We start from the raw sequence: 22,048 nt of genomic DNA, 5'->3' as shown, positions 1-22,048 counted from the left end.
GCGTCGTCGATTCCGGGCCTCAGATTCCCTGGGCTTCGACCGTACGTGCGGCTTCGATCAAGCATCGTGTGAGCTCGGGCGAGGAGAATTTGGTCAGCACGGCGTTGGCGCCAGCGGCCTTGGCTTTCTCTGCGTTCATCGCACTGTCCAGTGAAGTGTGCAACAACACGTAAAGCTCCTGGAAATTAGGGGTTTCACGCAGGGTGCGTGTGAAAGCGTAGCCATCCATTTCGGACATTTCGATGTCCGACACGACAACGTTGATCTGCTGCGCAGTGCCTTGCAAGTCCAGCAAATGATCGATGGCTTCCCGGGCACTGCGTGCGGTATGGCATTCGATCCCCAGATTGCGCAGGGTAATGACCGACTGTTGGAGCGCAACCTGGCTGTCGTCGACCACCAGAATGCGCGCCTTGGTCAGCACTTCGATTTCTTCCGGGCTAAGCTCGGTGGGCTCGGCGAGAATCCGCGCCGGCGCGATGCCGTGGATGACCTTTTCAATGTCCAGCACTTGAACCAGCGTGCCATCGACCTGTGTCACGCCGGTGATGAACGACTTGTTGCCGGAACCGAAGGGCGGCGGGCGAATGTCGGTGGTCAGGCAGTGGACGATCTTGCTCACCGCCTGCACATGCAGACCCTGCTTGGACCGGCTGACATCGGTGACGATCAGACAACCGCCGTCCGGGTCGAGCAGTGGACGCTCGCCGATGGCGCGACTGAGATCGATCACCGACAGCGAATTGCCGCGTAATGTCGCGACGCCTTTGACGTGTGGGTGCGACTCGGGCAAGCGGGTCAGGGGAGGGCAGGGAATGATCTCACTGACCTTGAGCAGGTTGATCGCCATCAGCTTTCCGCTGCGTAACGTGAACAGCAGAAGCGAGAGTGAATCTGCGCGGACGTTTTTGGACATATGAACCTTCTGTGATGCGGTGTCTGTTGCCTCTGAAAGAGCGAACAGCTTTCGATGACGGTTTATCGACCCCGCGCAGGCAGGCTTTAGCGCTTTCTCAGCGCGGTCCACTCTATGGGCGGAGTGGACAGTGTTGTCAAAATGACGTCTGACCAGTCTTTATGACTGCACATGCGATTGGGTCAAAATGACAAACACTCATTATCTCGTTGATTTAAAAGGTTTTAATAGCTGGCACGCTTCCTGATATACACAGAACATCACTTACTCATCGAGTCTCAGGAGTCAATCATGTTGAATGCGTCGGATCGTGCCATCGTCAAATCCACCGTTCCCTTGCTGGAAAGTGGCGGTGAAGCGCTGACCACCCACTTTTACAAGAAACTGCTCAGCCGATACCCTCAGGTGCGCCCGCTGTTCAATCAGGCGCATCAGGCCAGTGGCGATCAGCCCCGGGCGCTGGCCAACGGCGTTTTGATGTACGCCCGCCATATCGATCAGCTTGAGCAGTTGGGGGATCTGGTCGCCAAGATCATCAACAAACACGTCGCGCTGCAGATCCTGCCGGAGCACTATCCCCTGGTCGGCGAATGCCTGCTGGAAGCCATCCGCGAAGTGCTCGGCGAGGAGATCGCCACTGACGAAGTCATCTCTGCCTGGGGCAATGCCTATGGGCAACTGGCCGACATCCTGATTGGCGCCGAAAAATCCATCTACGACGAAAAGGCCCAGGCGTCAGGGGGCTGGCGTGGGGCGCGGGAATTCAAGATCGTGGCCAAGATCCCGGAAAGCGCCGAGATCACCTCGTTCTACTTCGCACCGGCTGACGGCCAGCCGATCCTTGATTTTACCCCCGGCCAGTACATTGGCATGCAGCTGTTCCTGGACGGCGAGGAAGTCCGCCGTAATTACTCGCTGTCAGCCCGAGCGGGCAATAACCAGTACCGCATCAGCGTCAAGCGCGAACCCGGTGGTCGCGCCTCAAACTACCTGCATGACCACGTGCAAGTGGGTGACAGCATCAACCTGTTCACGCCATCCGGCGAGTTCACCCTGACCCACAGCGAGAAACCACTGGTGCTGATCAGTGGCGGGGTCGGCATAACCCCGACGCTGGCAATGCTGGAGGCGGCCCTGGAGACTCAACGCCCGATCCATTTCATCCACTGCGCCCGCAACGGCTCGGTGCACGCTTTTCGCGACTGGGTCGAAGACCTCGCAGCCAGGCATCCACAGCTCAAGCGTTTCTACCTGTACAGCGAAGACGACGGCGCCAGCCCGGCGGGGCATGGCATTGGCCTGCTCGACCAGGCGCGTCTGGAACAATGGCTGCCGGAAAATCGTGATGTGGATGCGTACTTTCTCGGGCCTAAAGGCTTCATGGCATCGGTCAGGCGTCAACTGAGGGCAGCGGGCGTTCCGGATGGCCAGGCTCGTTACGAATTCTTCGGCCCGGCTTCCGCGCTGGAGTGAGTCTGGTGTGCGACAAATAGACGCATGCTCCTATATATAGAAGGGGTGCGACGTTCGGTCCCTGCGGCAGAGTGTCGCACTCTTCTATATATAAGGAAGAGGTCGGGTTCGGTGTCGGTCGATTGTTGCGTGTTGTGCTTAATGTTCGGGTAATGCCGACCTGTTCACCTTCTGCGCCAGCGTACGGCTGCGACGATGGTAGAATTGCCGGCTTTCCGGGGGAGCCGGGCCACGCGACAACGCAGATCTTTCGATCTGGATGGACACTAAATTCAAAGGGCATGTTGATGACTGACGAGATGTTTTACCTGCGACGCGAAAAGCAGTTCCTGGTCCTGCTGGGCATCATCTGCCTGGCGCTGATCGGCGGGGCTCTGTACATGCAGGTCGTACTGGGCGAGGCGCCGTGCCCGCTGTGCATTCTGCAGCGCTACGCCTTGCTGTTCATCGCCATCTTCGCGTTCATCGGCGCCGCCATGCCGGGGCGCATGAGCCTGACCATTTGCGAAGTGCTGGTAACGCTCAGTGCCATCGGCGGGATTGTTGCAGCGGGGCGTCATGTCTACATTCAAACCCATCCGACCGAAAGCTGCGGCATCGATGTTCTGCAGCCCATCGTCGACGGCTTGCCGCTGGCTTCGCTGTTCCCCCTGGGTTTCCAGGTCGGGGGCTTCTGCGAGACGCCATATCCGCCAGTTTTCGGACTGTCGCTTGCACAGTGGGCATTAATCGCTTTTGTTCTGACAGTAGTTCTGGTACCGGCGGGCATCATCCGCAATCGCCTGAAAGCGCGCTAATTACAAAGTGTTGCGGAAAAAACTGCTCCAGATTCCTTAAGAAATCTGGGGGTATCGATCCGTTTCAGGGTGCGACATATGACCGCATTCTTACATAATCGGAAATTAACTGTTGCGCAGAAACTCATAGTCAATAAAACTTTACGTATCTACAATCGCCCCCACTTAACGTCCCCCCTCTCTGATGGAGGGCGTCAATCGAGGTCGGAAAGCGTATTTACGCCTTTGTAGACGCCTTTTGGATGGCCTCCTGCGTCAAATTCAGAATGTCTGCGCCAAGGGAACTGGACCGCATCGGCGGTTTGCCACCATTCGAATAAGAAACCAAAAAGAGAAACCCGGATTTGTTACGAGGCCACAAGCTTCCTGACAGGCCCCTGTTCAATCCAAGAAATTGCCAGCACCTGGCAGGGTGAAGTGTTGGCGGTCGAAACCCAACTGCGATGCGAAAGCTGCTTTTAGAGGTCGTGAGATGAGTAAAAAAAGGTACCCCAGGTTTTTTGGCTTCTTGGCCCTTTTCAGCATGCTCCTGCTCAGCGGGTGCGATTACACCCTGCTGGATTCCAAGGGCCATGTCGGCGTGCAAGAGCGTGATCTGATCATCACTGCTACATTGCTCATGCTGCTGGTGGTGGTGCCGGTCATTTTCATGACCATCATCTTCGCCTGGAAGTATCGCGCCTCGAACAAGAGCGCAACCTATACGCCTGACTGGGCACATTCGACCAAGATTGAACTGGTTGTCTGGCTGGTTCCGCTGGCCATCATCATCGTGCTGGGCTACATCACCTACAAGTCGACCCACGCGCTGGACCCTTACCGTCCTCTTGATTCCGACGTGAAGCCGGTGACCATCGAAGTGGTCGCGCTGGACTGGAAATGGCTGTTCATCTATCCGGAACAGGGCATTGCCACCGTCAACAAGATCGTCTTCCCGGCGAACACCCCGATCAATTTCCGCATCACCTCTGATTCGGTCATGAACTCGTTCTTCATCCCTGCACTGGGTGGCCAGATCTACGCAATGGCCGGCATGCAGACCAAGTTGCACTTGATCGCCAATGAAAACGGCGAGTTCGATGGCATCTCCGCCAACTACAGTGGCGCAGGTTTCACCGGCATGAAATTCAAGGCGACTGCAACCTCACAGGCTGACTTCGACGCCTGGGTTGCCGAGGTCAAGAATTCACCTAAACAGCTGGCAACGGCTGAATACACCGCTCTGGCCAAACCTAGCGAACGTAACCCCGTTGAACTCTACTCCACGGTCACTCCGAACCTGTTCCAGACCATCATCGACAAGTATGAAGGTATGAAGCCGGGCAAGATTGAGCACGAGAAGAAAGAAGTGGCCGGTATGGAAGGGATGGACATGGGTAAGCATTCAGCTGCGCAGGCAGAGGAGTAAACGATGTTTGGTAAATTAAGTCTGGATGCGATTCCGTTCCACGAACCGATAGTCATGATCACGATTGCCATGATCGCTATCGGCGGTGCGGCGGTCTTCGGTCTGATCACGTATTTCAAGAAGTGGACCTACCTGTGGACCGAGTGGCTGACCTCGGTTGACCACAAGAAAATCGGTGTGATGTACATCATCATCGCCATGGTCATGCTGCTGCGCGGTTTTGCCGACGCCATCATGATGCGTTCCCAGCTGGCTCTGGCCACCGAGGGTTCGCCTGGCTATCTGCCGCCTGAACACTATGACCAGATCTTCACCGCTCACGGTGTGATCATGATCATCTTCATGGCGATGCCGTTCTTCACCGGTCTGATGAACATCGTTCTGCCTCTGCAGATCGGTGCTCGCGACGTTGCCTTCCCGTTCCTGAACTCCCTGAGTCTGTACCTGCTGATCTCTGGCGTGGTTCTGGTGAACGTGTCGCTGGGCGTCGGCGAATTCGCTCGTACCGGTTGGGTTGCCTATCCGCCGCTGTCCGAACTGGGCTATAGCCCGGGCGTGGGTGTCGACTACTACATCTGGGCTCTACAGCTATCGGGTCTGGGTACGACACTGACGGGCGTCAACTTCCTGGTTACCGTCCTGAAGATGCGTACTCCTGGCATGAAACTGATGGACATGCCGATCTTCACCTGGACCTGCACCTGGGCCAACGTCCTGATCGTGGCTTCGTTCCCGATCCTGACCGGCACCCTGGCGTTCCTGACGCTCGACCGCTACCTGGACTTCCACATTTTCACGAACGAGTTGGGTGGTAACCCGATGATGTACGTGAACCTGTTCTGGGCGTGGGGTCACCCTGAGGTATACATCCTGATTCTGCCGGCGTTCGGTGTCTTCTCCGAAGTCATCTCGACCTTCACCGGCAAGCGCCTGTTCGGCCACCACTCGATGATCTACGCTTCCGGCGCGATCTCGGTACTGGGCTTCATGGTATGGCTGCACCACTTCTTCACCATGGGTTCGGGTGCAAGCGTCAACGCCTTCTTCGGTCTGGCGACGATGCTGATTTCCATCCCGACGGGTGTGAAGCTGTTCAACTGGCTGTTCACGATCTATCAGGGCCGTCTGCGTTTCACCGCGCCAGTGTGCTGGACCCTGGGCTTCATGGTGACCTTCTCCATCGGTGGTATGACCGGCGTTCTGCTGGCTATCCCGGGTGCTGACTTCGTTCTGCACAACAGCCTGTTCGTGATCGCGCACTTCCATAACGTGATCATCGGTGGTGCCGTATTCGGTTACATCGCAGGTTTCGCGTTCTGGTTCCCTAAAGCGTTCGGTTTCAAGCTGAACGAGAAGTGGGGCAAGGCAGCGTTCTGGTTCTGGATCTCGGGCTTCTACGTGGCCTTCATGCCGCTGTACGCTCTGGGCTTCATGGGCATGACCCGTCGTCTGAACACCACTGACAACCCGGACTGGACTCCGTATCTGCACGTTGCCTTCTGGGGCGCGGCGCTGATCATGGTCGGTATCGCCTGCCAGTTGATCCAGATCTACGTGAGTATCCGTGACCGTGAGCAGAACCGCGATCTGACCGGTGACCCATGGAATGGCCACACCCTGGAATGGTCGACTTCGTCGCCACCTCCGTTCTACAACTTCGCCGAACTGCCGAAGGCAAACGAGATCGACGCGTTCTATGCGGCCAAGCGTGATGGCGAGGCGTACACGGTTCCGGCCAAGTACTCCGACATCCACATGCCGAACAACACCGCTACCGGTCTGGTAATGGGTGCGCTGCTGACCGTCTTCGGTTTCGCGATGATCTGGCACATCTTCTGGCTGGCCGGTGTGAGCCTGGTAGGCACCATCGTTTACTTCGTCATCCACGCTGCACGTGACGATCAGGGCTACATGGTTCCTGCTTCGGAAGTTGCGCGTATCGAAGGCGAGCAACACAAGATCCTGGCCTCGGTGCGTAACGCCCAGGCGAACACTCCTGTCAACAAGCTGGAGCAGGCATAAACAATGTCGAACTTAGTATTTGAAGGTGCGAAGGGTCACGACCACGGTCATGACCATGAGCATGACCACGGTCACCACGACGCTGGCGAGATGAAGATCTACGGTTTCTGGATCTATCTGATGACCGACTGCATTCTGTTTGCGTCGATCTTCGCCATTTACGCCGTACTGGTTAACAACGTAGCGGGTGGCCCGGCTGGCCACGACATCTTCGAACTGCCATACGTGCTGGGCGAAACCGCCTGCCTGTTGCTCAGTTCGATCACCTACGGCTTCGCCATGCTGGCGATGCACAAAGGCAACAAGTCTGGCGTTCTGGGTTGGTTGTTCGTGACCTTCCTGTTCGGCCTGGGCTTCATCGGCATGGAGATCAACGAGTTCCACCTGCTGATCTCTGAAGGTTACGGTCCTAACCGCAGTGGCTTCCTGTCGGCGTTCTTCACGCTGGTCGGCACTCACGGCCTGCACGTGACCAGTGGTCTGATCTGGATGGCGATCATGATGTATCAGGTCTCCAAGCACGGTCTGACCAATACCAACCAGACTCGCCTAAGCATGCTCAGCCTGTTCTGGCACTTCCTGGACGTTGTCTGGATCTGCGTGTTCACCGTTGTCTATCTGATGGGGACCATTTAAATGGCGAATTCACATCATTCCCACGACGCTGCCAGCCACGAACCTGCCAGCCACGGCAGCTTCAAGTCGTACATGGTCGGTTTCGTGCTGTCGATCATCCTGACCGCGATTCCATTCGGTCTGGTGATGTTTCCGACCATTTCGAAGGTCGCCACTCTGTGGGTCGTGCTGATCTTCGCTGTCGTTCAGGTTCTGGTTCACCTGGTGTACTTCCTGCACCTGGACCGTTCCGCAGCACAGCGCAACAACGTGATCGCCTTTGCCTTCGCTACGTTGGTTATCTTGCTGTTGGTAGGTCTGAGTGTCTGGATCATGTTCAGCATTCACACCTTCATGATGGCGAAGTGAGGAAAACCTGATGTCACTGAAGCACTTTATCCAAATCACCAAACCGGGGATCATTTTCGGTAACGTGCTTTCGGTGGCTGGTGGCTTTTTTCTCGCATCCAAGGGGCATGTCGATTTCGGCCTGTTCCTGATCGCGATGATCGGTACCTCGCTGGTCGTGGCTTCCGGTTGTGTGTTCAACAACTGCATTGACCGCGATATCGATCTGAAGATGGAACGCACCAAGAATCGTGTTCTGGTACAAGGCCTGGTTTCGCTGAAACTGGCCCTGGCCTACGCCACGGTGCTGGGTGTGGTCGGTGTTGGCCTGCTGTATTACAAGGCCAACCCGCTGGCAGCCCTGTTCGCAGTGATCGGTTTCGTGATTTACGTCGGCTTCTACAGCCTGTATCTCAAGCGCAAATCGGTCCATGGCACATTGGTTGGCAGTCTGTCGGGCGCGATGCCTCCAGTGATCGGTTACGTCGNCTGTGGCAGATGCCGCACTCGTATGCCATCGCGATCTTCCGCTTTAACGACTATCTGGCTGCCTCGATTCCGGTTCTGCCGGTCAAGCGGGGCATCCGTGTCGCCAAGCGGCATATCCTGATCTACATCCTGGCTTTCGTGCTGGCGACGCTGATGCTGACCTTCGGTGGCTACGCCGGGCTCAACTATCTGGCCGTTGCCGCTGCCATGGGCATGTACTGGTTGTATATGGCCTGGACAGGTTACAAAGCCAAAGATGACACCGTTTGGGCACGCAAGCTGTTCGTGTTCTCCATCTTCACCATCACAGCCTTGAGCGTGGCGATGTCGTTGGACTTCCAGGTAACCAAAGAGCTGCTGGTGACGTACGCTGCCCCTTGATAACCTGAACTGAAACACCAGAAGCCCCGTTACTCGCAGGAGTAACGGGGCTTTTTGTTGGCCGTTTGTTACAGCTTGACGTAGGTTTTTTTCGACGCGCTTGTAGGACGATGCTCTAATCAGCCCATGACAAGGTCATAGCTTTGCCGCATCATGTGTCAGTTTTGTACAGGGATCGTGGCGAAACGGCTCCGATCCAGTCGTAGAGAAACTACAAACAGAATTATGACTGACCACACCATCCCAGAAATCCGGCCCCAAAATGAGTCGATGCCCCTCGTATCGATCATTGCGCCCTGCTACAACGCAGAAAAGTATCTGGACGTTGCCATGGCGAGTATCTTCGCCCAGGACTACCAAAACTTCGAAGTCATCGTCGTCGACGATGGATCGAGCGATAACAGCGTGGCAATGCTTCAGGCTCTGCAAGGCAAGTACGACTTTCAGTTCTACTCCCAGGCCAACCAGGGTGTCAGTGCTGCCCTGAATCATGGTTTGAAATATGCCCGGGGCGAGTTCGTCTGTACGCCGGACCTTGACGACATCATGCTGCCGTCTTCGGTACGGTTACGGGCCGATTACCTCGCCCAGCATCCTGAAGTAGGCTGTGTTGGTGCGTTGATCATCTACATGGATTCGGACGGAAACGACACCAAGACACAGAAGCTGGCGAGTATCCAGAAGCTCAATTTCGATGAGATTCTGGGTGATGCCATCGTTGTCGGCGCGCCCGTCTCGCTCTACCGGATGGATGCGCTCAAGGCAGTGAATTTCTACGACCCCGAGATCAAGGTCCAGGATTTTCAGATGACCCTGCGAATCGCCAGCGCAGGCTATGAGGTCCACGTGCTCCCGGTGAGCGTTACTCGGTATCGCCGCCATCCCAATAATCTTTCGCGGCGTTATAAGGTTTTGCTCGATGCCGACATGCGTACCATCGCGCCTTATCGCTCGCATCCGGCGTACGGGCGGGGTCTGACGGCAATCATCAACAAGGCGTTGAAGTACGCCGTGGTCAACGACAAGAAGTACGCCTGGAGCCTGCTGCGTTCGATCCCGTTGCGCCAGTTCAACAAGACCACCCTGCGTCGTTTCAAACGCCTTCTGCTGCATCGTCAGAGCACGTGATCAGCCTCTGTCGTGCCTGCTTCTGTTCACGGACACCTGCATGAAATTCCTCGAAATGCTCAAATCCCGGAAAACCAGAAAGCGCCTGCGCAGCCTGGACAAGCTTGAACGGGCGCCAGAGAAGATTCGCCTGCGTTATCCCCGCTACACGGTGGGAACCGGTACCTACGGTATTCCTGAGGTGTTCGAGTTTGGCGACGACACCATCCTGCGCATCGGCTCCTACAGCTCGATTGCAGCGGGCGTGAAAGTGCTGCTGGGTGGTGAGCACCGCACCGACTGGCTGACCACCTACCCATTCCCGGCCATGATGAAAGGTCTGGAAGACATCAAGGACTACGCGCCAAGCAAGGGCGACGTAGTCATCGGCAGCGACTGCTGGATCTGCGCCGATGCCACCATCCTGTCCGGCGTGACCATCGGCCATGGCGCCATCGTTGCGGCCGGGGCAGTTGTCACCCGCGACGTGCCACCGTTTGCCGTAGTGGGTGGCAACCCCTGCAAGTTCATTCGCTGGCGTTTTGATGAAGACGTTCGCGAGCAGTTGCTTCAGGCCGCTTGGTGGGACTGGCCGATGGAAGAGGTGAAATCGGTGGCGCGGATGCTGTCTGGCTCGGACCTGGACGGCTTCCTCGCGTACATCAGGTCGAGGAAGGCGACTTAATCCGACGCCGCATCCTTTGCCGGGCCCAGCACGATTGCCAGATGGCGCAGGTCTTCGAGTTCCACACTGAAACTCTTGCCTGAAGGGCTTAGCGCCAATGTGCCCAAGGCAAATACGGTAAAGAAACGCACCTCGTCTGCATGGCTCAGCAATTCGCTGATGTAGCGGCTGGAGCGATAGGCCTGCATTTGCGCGGGAGAGACGTACAACGTCACCAGCTTGCCCTGCGCTCGGTCGAAGAACTTGAACTTGAACCCGGTGCCGTAGCGTTCCACCAGGCCGCCACCGTAGAGCACGCGTCGCTCGTCGTTTACTTGCGCGAACTTGATGTGGCGAAAGTAGGAGCGCAGTGACACTTCGCCCTGACCTGGAATCCGCAGCGTCAGCAAGGCGAACTCTTCCTTGCTGAGATTCGCCTGGGCCTGGCGAAAACTGTCCACCAGGCGCTCCAGGTTGTTGGTGCGGGTCTCGGTCGGCTGTTTGCTCTTTGGTGCGTCGTTGGACGCTCGTGGCGTCGCCGGACTGTCCTCGACTGGCTTGTCAGCCTTGGCCGACGAAGGCTCGGGCTTCACCCGCTCCTTGAGTGACGGGTCAAACACGTCGATGTAATCGTCCAGCTTGCGCTTGGCCTTGCGCAGCGCCGTTTCCTCCTCGGTCTCCTTGACCTTGGGCTCGTCCTCGACGCCATCCGCTTCATCTACCCATTCGCAATCGGCATGATGCTCGTAATTGGGATTTGCCCGGAAATGGGCGGCCACGAACGTCGGGTGCTCCTGCGGTTTCACGTCATAGCGCACACCCGTGATCTTCACTCCCTGGGCGCGACACGCTTCGGTGGAGCACAGAAAACTGAACCGCGTTCGCGGCAGCTCCTGAGAAAAATACTCCCGCCGTGCCGCCACAATCGACAGCTCTTGCTGTAGCTCGACACAGAAGGCGCGGGTGATGCTCTTGCTGGTTTTCATGAAGGCGGCGAGGTCCTTTGCCGAGGGTCATGTCGAGCATGATGCTGAATAGCCAGATGCCTGCACAACCCTCACTTGCGTCAGAAGCCTATTGGGCAGGAACCGCCAGCCATTCGCCCACCACTTTCTGATACACCCCGGTGGCCTTGCTCAGGTGAAGCCATTGATCGATGTAGCTTTTCCACGTCATGTCATCGCGAGGCAGCAGGTAGGCCTTCTCGCCGTACTGCATGTAACGCGACGGGTTGACCGTGCACAGCCCCGGCATGCGCTTCTGCTGATACATCGCCTCAGAGGCGTCGGTGATCATCACGTCGGCTTTGTTGTCCAGCAACTGCTGGAAGATGGTCTTGTTGTCATGGAACTCGAGGCTGGCCTTTGGCAGGTACGCGTGTGCGAACGCCTCGTTGGTACCGCCCTGGGGCTCGATCAGGCGCACCCCCGGCTGGTTGATCTGCTCGACAGTCTGGTATTTCGACACGTCGGCGCAACGCACCAATGGCACCTTGCCGTCGATGTCCAGTGTGTCGCTGAAAAACGCTTTCTTCTGACGCTCTAGCGTCACCGAAATACCGCCCACCGCAATGTCACATTTGCCGGCGGTGAAATCGCTCATCAAGGTTTTCCACGTGGTTGGCACCCAGTGGATCTTCGCGCTGAGGCTCTGCGCAAGTGACTGCGCCAACTCGATATCGATGCCTTCATACTGCCCATCCGGCCTGAGGAAGGTATAGGGCTTGTAATCGCCCGTGGTGCAGACAGCCAGCTCGCCCTTCTGCAGCACTGCATCCAAGTGCGAAGTCGGCTCGGCGGCCTGTGCGTGAGCCCAGCCGGTGAGCCCGAACAAGAGGCTTGCGGTGATGCGTTTGTTCATCGCGTCGATTCCATGTGGGAAGATTATTGACTTTATTTTACTTTGCGTGACGGAGCACTGATCGTTTTGCTCGCAGGTGGGGATAAGTCGAGCCAGTCCGAAGATATTCGGCGAGCTCAAAAACTGGGAAAGAGGCTAGAGCATGAGTCAGAAACTTATACCTTTCGATGTGGCTTCGTTTATGGACACCGATGAGGCCGTTGGTGAGTACCTCACCCAAGTACTGGCTGACGGCGATAGCGACGAATTTGTCAGGGCAATAGGTTACGTTGCCAAAGCGCGTGGTATGTCGTCTATCGCGCAAGCCTCGGGACTTGGACGAGCAAGTCTGTACAAAGCGTTGTCTCCAGGCGCCAAACCACGCTTCGACACTGTGGTGAAGGTTATGCATGCGCTCGGTATGGAGCTTCGTGCGACATCGGTCGGGGGAGGGGCGTAGCTTAATGTCGAGTTGGTTTACTTTCATTTTGTGAGGACTGCGCGGCGCGAGTCTTCGCCCGATAATGCCGAAACAACGCCACCCCAGCCGCAATCACCACAACCCCAATGAAAATCGGCAGTCGATAAGGCTTCAGGTTGCCCAGCAGATTTTCCAGCGCCTCGCCGGCCCAGTACCCGGCCATGACGAACAGCGTGGCCCACACTGCCGCGCCCAGCAGGTTGATCAGGGAGAAACGAATCGGTGACAGTCGACTCGCACCGATCACCAATGGACCGATCAGCCGCATACCGTAGAGAAATCTCACAGAGAAAATTGACGCTGTGGGGTAGCGCTTGATCAGCCCGGAAACCCGGTCGATGGTTGCCTGTTGTCGATGCAGACGCGGCAGCAGGCGCGGGCCGAAGATGCGCCCGGTCCAGAACAGAATCTGATCACCCAGCATTCCGCCCATCGTGGCGATGACGATTACATGCACCAGTTGCAACGAGGTCTGATGCGCGGCCAGTCCACCCAGGATCAGGATGGTTTCGCCTTCCAGCAAGCAGCCGATGAACACTGCCCAATAGCCGTAGTTGGCAAGCAGTGCATTGATGTCGACGTGTTCGAACATGAGAACCAGCGGCCTCGAAAATGGGTTAGCCGCTGGAACATCCCGCGGAAGGCATGCCGTTCGACCCAGTCTTTAACCGAACAGTTCTATCGCAAGTTGCAGTGAGGCAGAATCGCTCATTCGCTGTATTCGGCCTCCAGTGCGGCGAGATCTTTCTCGATCACCTTCATCAGCATTTCCCACTCGCCCTGAGTGCGTTTCAGTGCCTCACCTTCGCGGGAGTAGAGAAAATCGATGATATTGGCAGTCTCTTTTGCCTTGGTGGTCGGACGGAAGGCGTCCATGCTCAACACGCGCGCGAGCATGTCCAGCTCGGTGGCGTGGTTGACCCACTGCCAGTTGTCCTTGATCACCACTTTGTCGATGAGAATGCACTGCTTCTTGAAGCTTCGCAGGCTGGCACCAAAAGGGCTGGCTGCTAATAGCGACGTGATGCGCGAGCCCTCGCTGTTGGCCTTGTCCACCGCGTTGGGGCCAAAGAACCACTCGTTGAAACTCAGCTCGATCTCGCGAAAGGCCACATTCGCATCCCAGATGATGCCCAGCGCCTTGTTGTGAATGATCTCGTTCTTCCACGCTCGGTACGCCTTGAATGCCAGGCCCACCAGACCTATCGCTGCCAGCGCCTGTACCAGCGCGGAACACGAATTGATGACATCGTACGCCCGCGCCGAACCCGAAAAGCCAGCGCCAGTGTAGGACTCGTAGAACACCGCGCCGGTCATCGCCGCAAGGGCAAACAGGGCGCAATAGAAACCGAACGCATAGGGATCTTTCATTGTTGTTTTTATCCGATCAGCGAGGTTAAACGTATGGTCCATTCGCTCTGGATCAGTCAATTTTCAGGCTAGTTGAGAACTGGGGTTTTGCAGGGCAGAGGGCGAAAAAGCCACCCGGTCTTTCGGTCTGTTATCCGGTCAGCTTGAGCCAGGGATGGTTTTATCGCTTGAGCGCCGAGGAAACATCCAATCGTCCGAGAAGCATGCTCTCAAATGATCATAAACCAGCCTCACTCGCGCCGGCACCGGACCTGACTGGGTGCGGTACAGAACAAGATCAGTGGGTATCGGCGCGATCTTTTCAAGCACCTCGACCAACACGCCTTCGCCTAGATAGGCGTCAGCCAGATAATGCGGCATCTGTGCGAAGGCCAAACCCGAGAGCACGAACTCAAGCTCAGCTTCCGGATCGTCACAACTGAACGCGGGGGAGGGCGGCAAGAAGCTTTGGCCACCGGCCAGGATCCACGGCCATGGCCGGCCGTTGTTCCGGTCGATCAGCGCAGACAGCGGCCGCCTCTTGAGGTCCTCCACGCTGGACGGCATACCGACCGAGGCAATCAAGGCCGGCGCCGCGACAATCCTTAGAGGCACCTGAGCGACTGCGCGCGCGATGTAACGCCTGTCACGCACAGCGCCAACCCGAATCCCGATATCGATCCGTGACGCCACGGCATCGGTCAATTGATCGTCCAGGCTCAATTCGATACGCAGGTCAGGATTTTCCCGCATCAGAGGTCGTAGAAATTCAGCCAGGTAAAGTTTGCCAATCGCGTGGGGCGCCGTAATCCCGACACGGCCTGAGACGCCCGCACTTTGCGACCTGGCGTTTGAGATGAATAACCGATCAAACTGATTCAAAGTCTCCCGCGCCTGTTGCGCGATCTCTGCGCCGAACGCCGTGACCGTTGCCTGTCGCGTGCTGCGATGAAACAGCGGCTCGGCAAACAGGCGCTCCAGTTCCTGAACCGCTCGCGTCACTTTTTGCGGCGACGTTCCCAGTCGATGTGCTGCTTCGCGAAAGCTGGGCGATTCCACTGCCACCAGAAAGACCCGAAGCATTTCCATGCGGTTGAGCATTGAGCGAGTTTCCTGACGTCGGAGCCGTTGAATATCTGTGTTCCAGGTTATGGAATTCTCAAAGCCAGACTCTTCCATTTTCTGAGCGAAATATCCACTGCAAACTCGCTCACAACAAACCTCCACACCCTTGCAGGAGATTCAACATGAGCAATGGCATTCAAGACAAAGTCGTCGTCATCACCGGAGCGAGCAGTGGTCTAGGCGAGGCAACCGCTCGCCACTTGGCAAAACTCGGCGCCAAAGTCGTCCTCGGCGCACGCCGTCAGGATCGGATGGACGTCATCGTCCAGGACATTAAGGCCGCTGGCGGCGAAGCATCGGCATATACCGTTGACGTGACCCGCAGGGAAGACCTGACAGCGTTGATCGAAAGCGCCGTCAAAGACTTCGGAAAAGTGGATGTCATGATCAACAATGCGGGCCTTATGGCAATCTCGCCGATCACCGAGCTGCGCATCGACGAATGGGACCGCATGATCGACATCAACATCAAAGGCGTTCTCTACGGCATTGCTGCCGCGCTGCCAAAATTCGAAGCTCAAGGCTTCGGGCACATCATCAACATATCCTCTGTAGCCGGCATAAAGGTCTTCAGCCCGGGCGGCTCTGTTTACAGCGGCACCAAATACGCGGTCCGCGCCATTTCCGACGGCCTGCGACACGAAGTTGGCGGCAAGATCCGTACGACCACCATCGAGCCCGGTGCAGTGGATTCCGAACTGAAACTGGGTAGCGGACATCAGCCAAGTGCCGATGCGGTGAACGAGTTCTACAAACAGGCCATCCCCGCCGACTCCGTCGCCCGCGCGATTGCTTACGCCATCGAACAGCCTGCGGATGTGGACATCAACGAGATCGTACTCCGACCGACTTCACAGGATTTCTAAATGTAGTGGGCCGTGGTGCGGCGGGCTGATTCTTGTTGTATCCGCCCATGGTCAACCTGCAACCAGCGTTGGATACGGCCCGCCCTGTAGCAGCACGGCTTGCCGGCGGTGGCGTCATTGTGATCGCTCCCGTCGGCAAGCCGTGCTGCTACAAGGCGGGATGGCGCAGCCGCAAAGATCACTCCGTATCGATTCTGGCCGCTGGCCGCAAGCCCACGCGTGTTCGCGATCTGCTCCGTACCACGAGTGACCCTCTCAGCCAGCGTGTTTCCCAACGTGAAACAGAAGTTAGAACCAAACTCCGCGCCCCAATCCTGCTTTTCTTGAACGTTGTTTCGACTGGAGTTGAAGTCTTAAATTGTTTCCTCTTGTAGGAAACTTCTGAATTTCCCCTTCCGGCTTGTTCATCAAAAAAGCCCACGCTAGCTTTCGTTTCCCGAAAGCAACTCTCGAGATTTGGATTGCCTGACGTAGCGCTGCATTCACACCGCTACGCGCGTTTCTGATGTCCTTGAACGTCGGGATATTTAAAACCAGTTTTCATAAGGAAATGACCTTTGCCCGATCAGGATGAATTCCGGGTCACGCTCAGCGTTGCCCAAATGGCAGCTATTCTGGAGAGCGAATCCCTCACACCCTATGAGATTTTCTCCAATCGAGTCATTGGCAGCCTGCGCTTAGTGGGAGGCATCATCGAACTCGGTGGTGCTGGGGTGTTATGTGCGATCCCGGAACCCACAATGATTTCCAAAGTGGGATGCATTGCCATGGGCATACACGCGTCCGACCAATTGGCGGCCGGTGCGCATCAACTGGTGACCGCTAAAGAAACCGATTCGTATGCGTTCAAAGCCGGCATGACGGCTGCCGAAGTTATGGGTGCATCGCGCGCCACCGGTCAAGTAGTCGGGCTCGCCGCCGAGTTTGCGGTCCCGCTTTCCACGGCCTCGCTCTATAACGCGTTTAGGGTTTCTTCGGTGAGGGCGGGGAGGATGACGATTGCTGTGAGTGAGAGATTTCCACATGCCCCGAAGAAGGGACCTGGTGGGCATGTCAGAAGAGATCATCTTGATAAGGAGCTTCTAGGGCTGCAAAGGCGTTTGAAGAAAGTGAGAACCGCAGACGCAATGTCTACTTTTACTAATATTGATGTTGCGGAATGGGCAGTACGTCAAGTGTTGAAGGTGAATAAGCACAAGATTGAGATTTACTCAAAAACCAGATTGATTCATAAAAAACAAAAATTATCGTTTCGGTTGGATTTGGGGACGAACATCGGTTGGGGTGTTACTAGGGCTGCGCCGGATACTCCTGTATACATGCAAAAAGTGGTCGTCGTGATAAAGCTCGCTGAGTATAACCGTATGCCTGCATATATCGTCACAGCTTACCCGGTTCTATGAGGTGCCGATGCGCAGCTACATGGAGCTAATTTATTTTTTGCGCGACTTGGGGGATGGCATTCAGGATCACCTGCCGGAAGAGCTGCGCACCGGCCAGCTGCCCCTGAATGTAATTGTAGATCAGTGGGTTGATAAAAAGACTTACTTCGCGATCCGATCTCTTGAGAAGGATATACTGTCGTACATAGAAAAATACAAAGTAGGCGACTTTTCGGTAGATCAAATTCTTTTTGATTTTGATCTTTTGTTCATACCGGAGAGGTTCGGCTGTGAAGAACCCGAATTGCTTGGCGAGGTATTGCTTATGCTCAAGGCCCGGGTTGTGGATAGAAAGAGGTCGGTGCTCAAAGACCTCGCTGCATGGCTCAGATCGAAGCTCGGTGTCTAGTTGAAAAGTGTGTTTATCTGATTCCAGTAAGTTGAATAAAATTATTTCCGACTATTGAAGTCTGAGCAACAGGTGAGCGGAGTGGCGGCATGAATGTTGAAAAGGGATGGCAGCAAATGATAGGGCGGGCCAAGTCAATTAGAAGTTTAAGGATGGTATCTACCTTTAATGACATTGAGACTGCGGAGTGGGCTTTGAAAGAGGTCGTTCGCGTTCATGATCTCCGTATAAAGTTGCATTCGCTTGCATCTGGCTACTTAAGGAAGCATGTGGTCTCTTTCAAGCTGACGCTGGATAGAGTCATCGGCTGGGGAGTTATTGATGAGGATCCAGACGTGTCTGTGGAAATGCGAAGTGTGGAGGTCGTCATTGAATTTAGAGAGTTTAACCACATGCCTTACTATGTTTTGACCGCTTTTCCGATACTCTAAATGGTAGAGGATTTGAGGTTTGGGTTGGAGAGAGGGCTTTGGCGGTTTGGTGTTATAGGTAATGAAAAGTATGGCGTACAGTCACATTATGGGCTTCATGTATGAGGCTGGAAGAGCTGTCGGTGAATTTTCGGACGAAGAACCGCATGCGCTTCCAGTTACCTTGGCGGAAATAGTGCATGGCTACGTGCAGGAATATTACTGGCTCGATATTTTTTTGCTAAGGCGACAGCTAAAGCGCTATTTGAAAAGATTCTCGGTCGGAGATTTCGTTGATTACTACGATCCGCCATTCAACCAAGAGCTTATGTTTGTTGAGCATCGCTTTGATTGCGGGCTGTTCGAATTTTTGACCGCGCTCGGCACCCACCTCGATAAGGAAATCGGCCGAAAGCGCAATGGCCTCTCAGACGTAATCGTAAGTTCGATCTTTGGCCTGTTTGTAAGGAAAACGTGAATCGTAAAGCGAGAATGCCGTCGGGGCGGTGGCGAGGTTAGGAGAGGAAAAAGCGGCCGCCCCAACGCCAACTCCGCGCCCTTATGCTCGACAGCCAAGCCTGGTTTTGCCTCCAGGACACCGCCCGCCTCATGGGCCGGCCGCTCGATGAGCGAGCTACTTTGAAACTCGATCCCGACCAACGTCGCACCGCTTGGCTCAGTGCAAATGGCCAATGGAGCAAGCAACTGCTTATCAGCGAATCGGGCCTGTTCGCGATGCTGGTCCATCACTACGTTCCCGAGAATCGGGCACTAAGACGCTGGCTTACGCATGAAGTGCTGCCAATGCTGCGGAATACGGCAGAGTTGCATGCGCCAACTTTCAGCTCGATGAAGTGGGGAGGGGCCACGTTGGGTCTGCTGGAATGGCAGTGTGATTACTGGGTGAGATTCAGGGACGTGCCTGAGGTGATGAGCGAGTCTCGGTCTTGCGCGGGCGACCTGCGAAGTGGATTCTAGAGCAAGCTGGCTGCTTCCTGGCGGGAGAGAGGAGCGCGGTCCTGATTTACGTTATGGGGATTGAAGTGACTGGGCCAGAGTGCGGCAAATTGATCGATACGAAATCCCACCCACAAAAAAACCGACTCAAATCTGGCCGGTTTCTCTGTGCTTCAAGCTACGTAACCGCTTGAAGGTGCTGCTGTTTGGTGCCCCGAGGGAGACTCGAACTCCCACTCCTTTCGAAAACGGATTTTGAATCCGCCGCGTCTACCAATTCCGCCATCAGGGCTCAATGGCGGCGAAGTATAGAGACGCTCCTACCGTTGGTCAATCATGTTTCATGGTCAATTTTCAGGTTTTCGGCTAAACTTCCCGGCCCTGCTAGACGAACCCCATCATGCGTGTCGCCGACTTTACCTTCGAACTCCCTGATGCCTTGATCGCTCGCCACCCTTTGGCGGAGCGTCGCGGCAGCCGTTTGCTGACCCTCGACGGGCCGAGCGGTGCGCTGGCTCATCGCCAATTCACTGATTTGCTGGAGCATTTGGGCCCCGGCGATCTGATGGTTTTCAACAATACCCGGGTGATTCCCGCGCGTTTGTTCGGGCAGAAAGCCTCGGGCGGCAAGCTGGAAATTCTGGTGGAGCGAGTGCTCGATCAGCACCGAGTGCTTGCCCATGTGCGCTCCAGCAAGTCGCCGAAAGCGGGTTCGACGATCCTCATCGATGGTGGTGGCGAGGCCGAGATGGTCGCGCGTCACGATGCGTTGTTCGAGCTGCGTTTTGCCGAGCCGGTCCTGCCGCTGCTCGAGCGCGTCGGCCATATGCCGTTGCCTCCTTATATAGATCGTCCGGATGAAGACGCCGACCGCGAGCGTTATCAGACTGTGTACGCGCAGCGTGCCGGTGCCGTGGCGGCGCCGACGGCGGGGCTGCATTTCGATCAGACGATGATGGACGCGATTGCCGAGAAGGGCGTCGAGACTGCCTTCGTGACGCTGCACGTGGGGGCGGGGACGTTCCAGCCGGTGCGCGTTGAACGAATCGAAGATCACCATATGCACAACGAGTGGCTTGAAGTCACTCAGGACGTGGTCGATGCCGTAGCAGCCTGTCGCGCCCGCGGCGGTCGTGTGGTTGCGGTGGGAACGACCAGCGTGCGTTCGCTGGAAAGTGCTGCGCGCGATGGCGTGCTCAAAGCGTTCAGCGGCGACACTGATATCTTCATCTATCCGGGGCGGCCGTTTCATGTGGTCGATGCCCTGGTCACCAACTTTCATTTGCCTGAATCCACGCTGTTGATGCTGGTTTCGGCCTTCGCCGGTTATCCGGAAACCATGGCGGCCTATGCGGCTGCGGTGGAGCACGGTTACCGCTTCTTCAGTTACGGGGATGCGATGTTCATCACGCGCAATCCCGCGCCGACTGCCCCTGAGGCTTCAAGCCCGGCGGACTCGGCTCCAGAGGATCAAGCATGAGTCGCACCTGTCGTATGTCGTTCGAGCTGTTGGCCATCGATGGCAAGGCTCGCCGTGGTCGTCTGACCTTTCCCCGTGGCGTAGTCGAAACCCCGGCGTTCATGCCGGTGGGCACCTACGGCACGGTCAAGGGCATGCTGCCTCGTGATATCGAGGCCACGGGTGCGCAGATCATCCTCGGCAACACCTTCCACCTGTGGCTGCGTCCTGGCACTGAAGTGATCAAAGCTCACGGCGACCTGCACGACTTCATGCAGTGGAAGGGACCGATCCTCACCGACTCCGGCGGTTTCCAGGTGTTCAGCCTCGGCGCCATGCGCAAGATCAAGGAGGAGGGCGTGACCTTCGCTTCTCCTGTCGACGGCGCCAAGGTGTTCATGGGGCCGGAAGAATCGATGCAGGTTCAGCGCGATCTGGGCTCTGACATCGTGATGATCTTCGACGAGTGCACGCCATACCCGGCGGATGAAGACGTCGCGCGTACCTCCATGGAGCTGTCGCTGCGCTGGGCCAAGCGTTCGAAGATCGCTCATGGCGAGAGCACCGCGGCGCTGTTCGGGATCGTTCAGGGCGGCATGCATGAAAACCTGCGCATGCGTTCGCTGGAAGGCTTGAGCGAGCTGGACTTCGACGGCCTGGCCATCGGCGGTCTGTCGGTGGGCGAGCCCAAGCACGAAATGATCAAGGTTCTGGACTATCTGCCAGGCCATATGCCGGCTGACAAACCTCGTTACCTTATGGGTGTAGGCAAGCCCGAGGACCTGGTTGAAGGTGTGCGGCGCGGAGTCGACATGTTCGACTGCGTCATGCCGACACGCAATGCTCGCAACGGTCATCTGTTCATCGACACCGGTGTCCTGAAGATCCGTAATGCGTTCCATCGTCACGATGATTCGCCGCTGGATCCGACCTGCGATTGCTACACCTGCAAGAACTTCTCCCGCGCTTATCTGCATCACTTGGACAAGTGCGGCGAAATGCTGGGGAGCATGCTCAATACGATCCACAATTTGCGGCATTACCAGCTGCTTATGGCTGGTTTGCGCGAGGCTATTCAACAGGGTACATTGGCCGCCTTTGTCGATACCTTCTATGCCAAACGCGGGCTTGCAACGCCGCCGCTGGATTGAATGACAGCCGGTCTTACCGCTTCTTATTATTAAAATTATGCAACTGGAGTGTTAAATGAGCTTTTTCATCTCTAACGCCATGGCTGATGCAGCGGCACCTGCCGCTGCCGGCCCAATGGGCGGCGGCTTCGAGTGGATCTTCCTGGTCGGCTTCCTGGTCATCTTCTATCTGATGATCTGGCGTCCACAGGCCAAGCGCGCCAAAGAGCAGAAGAACCTGCTGGGCAACTTGCAAAAAGGTGATGAAGTCGTCACCACTGGCGGTATCGCGGGCAAGATCAATAAAGTGACTGACGATTTCGTCGTGCTCGAAGTTTCCGACACTGTAGAACTGAAGTTCCAGAAGGGCGCAATCGCTGCCACCCTGCCTAAGGGCACTTTGAAAGCCCTCTGATTCAG

At 56.3% G+C, this 22,048-nt stretch carries 24 protein-coding genes, 1 tRNA gene and 2 pseudogenes; 20 read left to right on the top strand and 7 right to left on the bottom strand.

Annotation, left to right across the window (positions count from 1 at the left end):
- Nucleotides 1-19 precede the first annotated feature (19 nt).
- A complete protein-coding gene (locus tag D3M70_RS10445; protein ID WP_120125675.1) occupies nucleotides 20-916 on the bottom strand; it encodes a chemotaxis protein CheV in 897 nt (298 codons plus the stop codon).
- A 291-nt stretch (nucleotides 917-1,207) separates the two neighbouring features.
- Here D3M70_RS10445 and hmpA point away from each other — a divergent pair, with 291 nt between their 5' ends.
- The 10 genes and pseudogenes from hmpA to D3M70_RS10400 all read left to right on the top strand — a co-directional run bounded on the left by hmpA (nucleotide 1,208) and on the right by D3M70_RS10400 (nucleotide 10,241).
- Nucleotides 1,208-2,389, top strand: coding sequence for an NO-inducible flavohemoprotein (gene hmpA / locus D3M70_RS10440; RefSeq protein WP_120125674.1), 1,182 nt, complete (start codon nucleotides 1,208-1,210; stop codon nucleotides 2,387-2,389).
- A gap of 287 nt (nucleotides 2,390-2,676) precedes the next feature.
- The gene (locus tag D3M70_RS10435; protein ID WP_120125740.1) at nucleotides 2,677-3,186 is read left to right on the top strand and encodes a disulfide bond formation protein B; all 510 of its coding nucleotides are present in this window, start codon (nucleotides 2,677-2,679) and stop codon (nucleotides 3,184-3,186) included.
- Between the two features lie 472 nt (nucleotides 3,187-3,658).
- Nucleotides 3,659-4,594 carry a ubiquinol oxidase subunit II gene (cyoA, locus tag D3M70_RS10430; protein WP_120125673.1) on the top strand — a complete coding sequence of 312 codons (936 nt, stop codon included), beginning with the start codon at nucleotides 3,659-3,661 and terminating at the stop codon, nucleotides 4,592-4,594.
- Between the two features lie 3 nt (nucleotides 4,595-4,597).
- A complete protein-coding gene (cyoB, locus tag D3M70_RS10425; RefSeq protein ID WP_120125672.1) occupies nucleotides 4,598-6,616 on the top strand; it encodes a cytochrome o ubiquinol oxidase subunit I in 2,019 nt (672 codons plus the stop codon).
- 3 nt (nucleotides 6,617-6,619) lie between these two features.
- Nucleotides 6,620-7,252: a cytochrome o ubiquinol oxidase subunit III gene (locus D3M70_RS10420; protein WP_120125671.1), complete on the top strand. Its 633-nt coding sequence runs from the start codon at nucleotides 6,620-6,622 to the stop codon at nucleotides 7,250-7,252.
- A complete protein-coding gene (gene cyoD / locus D3M70_RS10415) occupies nucleotides 7,253-7,600 on the top strand; it encodes a cytochrome o ubiquinol oxidase subunit IV (RefSeq protein ID WP_120125670.1) in 348 nt (115 codons plus the stop codon).
- A gap of 10 nt (nucleotides 7,601-7,610) precedes the next feature.
- Nucleotides 7,611-8,067 (top strand): annotated as a pseudogene (locus D3M70_RS33015) (UbiA family prenyltransferase); the annotation flags it as partial.
- 1 nt (nucleotide 8,068) lies between these two features.
- Nucleotides 8,069-8,449: pseudogene (locus D3M70_RS33010) on the top strand (UbiA family prenyltransferase); the annotation flags it as partial.
- A gap of 270 nt (nucleotides 8,450-8,719) precedes the next feature.
- Nucleotides 8,720-9,577, top strand: coding sequence for a glycosyltransferase family 2 protein (locus D3M70_RS10405; RefSeq protein WP_305955077.1), 858 nt, complete (start codon nucleotides 8,720-8,722; stop codon nucleotides 9,575-9,577).
- A gap of 40 nt (nucleotides 9,578-9,617) precedes the next feature.
- Nucleotides 9,618-10,241 carry a CatB-related O-acetyltransferase gene (locus D3M70_RS10400; RefSeq protein ID WP_120125668.1) on the top strand — a complete coding sequence of 208 codons (624 nt, stop codon included), beginning with the start codon at nucleotides 9,618-9,620 and terminating at the stop codon, nucleotides 10,239-10,241.
- Here the strand turns inward: D3M70_RS10400 and D3M70_RS10395 are convergent.
- Both D3M70_RS10395 and D3M70_RS10390 read right to left on the bottom strand, forming a co-directional pair.
- A complete protein-coding gene (locus tag D3M70_RS10395) occupies nucleotides 10,238-11,206 on the bottom strand; it encodes an ATPase (RefSeq protein ID WP_120125667.1) in 969 nt (322 codons plus the stop codon). The genes D3M70_RS10400 and D3M70_RS10395 overlap by 4 nt on opposite strands.
- An 88-nt stretch (nucleotides 11,207-11,294) precedes the next feature.
- Complete coding sequence (locus D3M70_RS10390; RefSeq protein ID WP_120125666.1) at nucleotides 11,295-12,080, bottom strand: transporter substrate-binding domain-containing protein; 786 nt, start codon at nucleotides 12,078-12,080, stop codon at nucleotides 11,295-11,297.
- Nucleotides 12,081-12,222: 142 nt separating this feature from the next.
- Between D3M70_RS10390 and D3M70_RS10380 the strand changes: the two genes are divergently transcribed.
- Nucleotides 12,223-12,519, top strand: coding sequence for an addiction module antidote protein (locus tag D3M70_RS10380; protein ID WP_120125665.1), 297 nt, complete (start codon nucleotides 12,223-12,225; stop codon nucleotides 12,517-12,519).
- Between the two features lies 1 nt (nucleotide 12,520).
- Here the strand turns inward: D3M70_RS10380 and D3M70_RS10375 are convergent, their stop codons facing one another.
- From D3M70_RS10375 to D3M70_RS10365, 3 genes are all read right to left on the bottom strand, one after another.
- Nucleotides 12,521-13,132 carry a DedA family protein gene (locus tag D3M70_RS10375; protein WP_120125664.1) on the bottom strand — a complete coding sequence of 204 codons (612 nt, stop codon included), beginning with the start codon at nucleotides 13,130-13,132 and terminating at the stop codon, nucleotides 12,521-12,523.
- A gap of 116 nt (nucleotides 13,133-13,248) precedes the next feature.
- The gene (locus tag D3M70_RS10370) at nucleotides 13,249-13,911 is read right to left on the bottom strand and encodes a hypothetical protein (RefSeq protein WP_120125663.1); all 663 of its coding nucleotides are present in this window, start codon (nucleotides 13,909-13,911) and stop codon (nucleotides 13,249-13,251) included.
- A 138-nt stretch (nucleotides 13,912-14,049) separates the two neighbouring features.
- Nucleotides 14,050-14,991, bottom strand: a complete 942-nt coding sequence (locus tag D3M70_RS10365; protein WP_120125662.1) for a LysR family transcriptional regulator — start codon at nucleotides 14,989-14,991, stop codon at nucleotides 14,050-14,052.
- A 146-nt stretch (nucleotides 14,992-15,137) separates the two neighbouring features.
- Between D3M70_RS10365 and D3M70_RS10360 the strand changes: the two genes are divergently transcribed.
- The 6 genes from D3M70_RS10360 to D3M70_RS10335 all read left to right on the top strand — a co-directional run bounded on the left by D3M70_RS10360 (nucleotide 15,138) and on the right by D3M70_RS10335 (nucleotide 19,060).
- A complete protein-coding gene (locus D3M70_RS10360; RefSeq protein ID WP_120125661.1) occupies nucleotides 15,138-15,881 on the top strand; it encodes an SDR family oxidoreductase in 744 nt (247 codons plus the stop codon).
- Nucleotides 15,882-16,438: 557 nt separating this feature from the next.
- Nucleotides 16,439-17,284, top strand: a complete 846-nt coding sequence (locus tag D3M70_RS10355; protein WP_120125660.1) for an RNase A-like domain-containing protein — start codon at nucleotides 16,439-16,441, stop codon at nucleotides 17,282-17,284.
- A 7-nt stretch (nucleotides 17,285-17,291) separates the two neighbouring features.
- A complete protein-coding gene (locus D3M70_RS10350; RefSeq protein WP_120125659.1) occupies nucleotides 17,292-17,672 on the top strand; it encodes a hypothetical protein in 381 nt (126 codons plus the stop codon).
- An 89-nt stretch (nucleotides 17,673-17,761) separates the two neighbouring features.
- Complete coding sequence (locus D3M70_RS10345) at nucleotides 17,762-18,103, top strand: RNase A-like domain-containing protein (RefSeq protein ID WP_120125658.1); 342 nt, start codon at nucleotides 17,762-17,764, stop codon at nucleotides 18,101-18,103.
- A gap of 61 nt (nucleotides 18,104-18,164) precedes the next feature.
- Nucleotides 18,165-18,560: a hypothetical protein gene (locus D3M70_RS10340; protein ID WP_133306451.1), complete on the top strand. Its 396-nt coding sequence runs from the start codon at nucleotides 18,165-18,167 to the stop codon at nucleotides 18,558-18,560.
- An 83-nt stretch (nucleotides 18,561-18,643) separates the two neighbouring features.
- A complete protein-coding gene (locus tag D3M70_RS10335; protein ID WP_120125656.1) occupies nucleotides 18,644-19,060 on the top strand; it encodes a Bro-N domain-containing protein in 417 nt (138 codons plus the stop codon).
- A 186-nt stretch (nucleotides 19,061-19,246) separates the two neighbouring features.
- Here the strand turns inward: D3M70_RS10335 and D3M70_RS10330 are convergent.
- Nucleotides 19,247-19,331: transfer RNA gene (locus D3M70_RS10330), tRNA-Leu, on the bottom strand.
- Between the two features lie 108 nt (nucleotides 19,332-19,439).
- Here D3M70_RS10330 and queA point away from each other — a divergent pair.
- Genes queA through yajC form a run of 3 tightly spaced genes read left to right on the top strand, consistent with a single transcriptional unit; the run spans nucleotide 19,440 to nucleotide 22,043 of the window.
- A complete protein-coding gene (queA, locus tag D3M70_RS10325; protein ID WP_120125655.1) occupies nucleotides 19,440-20,519 on the top strand; it encodes a tRNA preQ1(34) S-adenosylmethionine ribosyltransferase-isomerase QueA in 1,080 nt (359 codons plus the stop codon).
- 14 nt (nucleotides 20,520-20,533) lie between these two features.
- On the top strand, nucleotides 20,534-21,649 hold the full coding sequence (gene tgt / locus D3M70_RS10320) for a tRNA guanosine(34) transglycosylase Tgt (protein WP_120125654.1): 1,116 nt from the start codon (nucleotides 20,534-20,536) through the stop codon (nucleotides 21,647-21,649).
- A 55-nt stretch (nucleotides 21,650-21,704) separates the two neighbouring features.
- Nucleotides 21,705-22,043, top strand: coding sequence for a preprotein translocase subunit YajC (gene yajC, locus D3M70_RS10315; RefSeq protein WP_081565719.1), 339 nt, complete (start codon nucleotides 21,705-21,707; stop codon nucleotides 22,041-22,043).
- Nucleotides 22,044-22,048: the final 5 nt, after the last annotated feature.

The sequence above is a fragment of the Pseudomonas sp. LS-2 genome, assembly GCF_003605735.1.
In the GTDB taxonomy this organism is placed as follows: Bacteria; Pseudomonadota; Gammaproteobacteria; order Pseudomonadales; family Pseudomonadaceae; genus Aquipseudomonas.
This window is presented reverse-complemented; position numbering and strand designations above follow the sequence as displayed.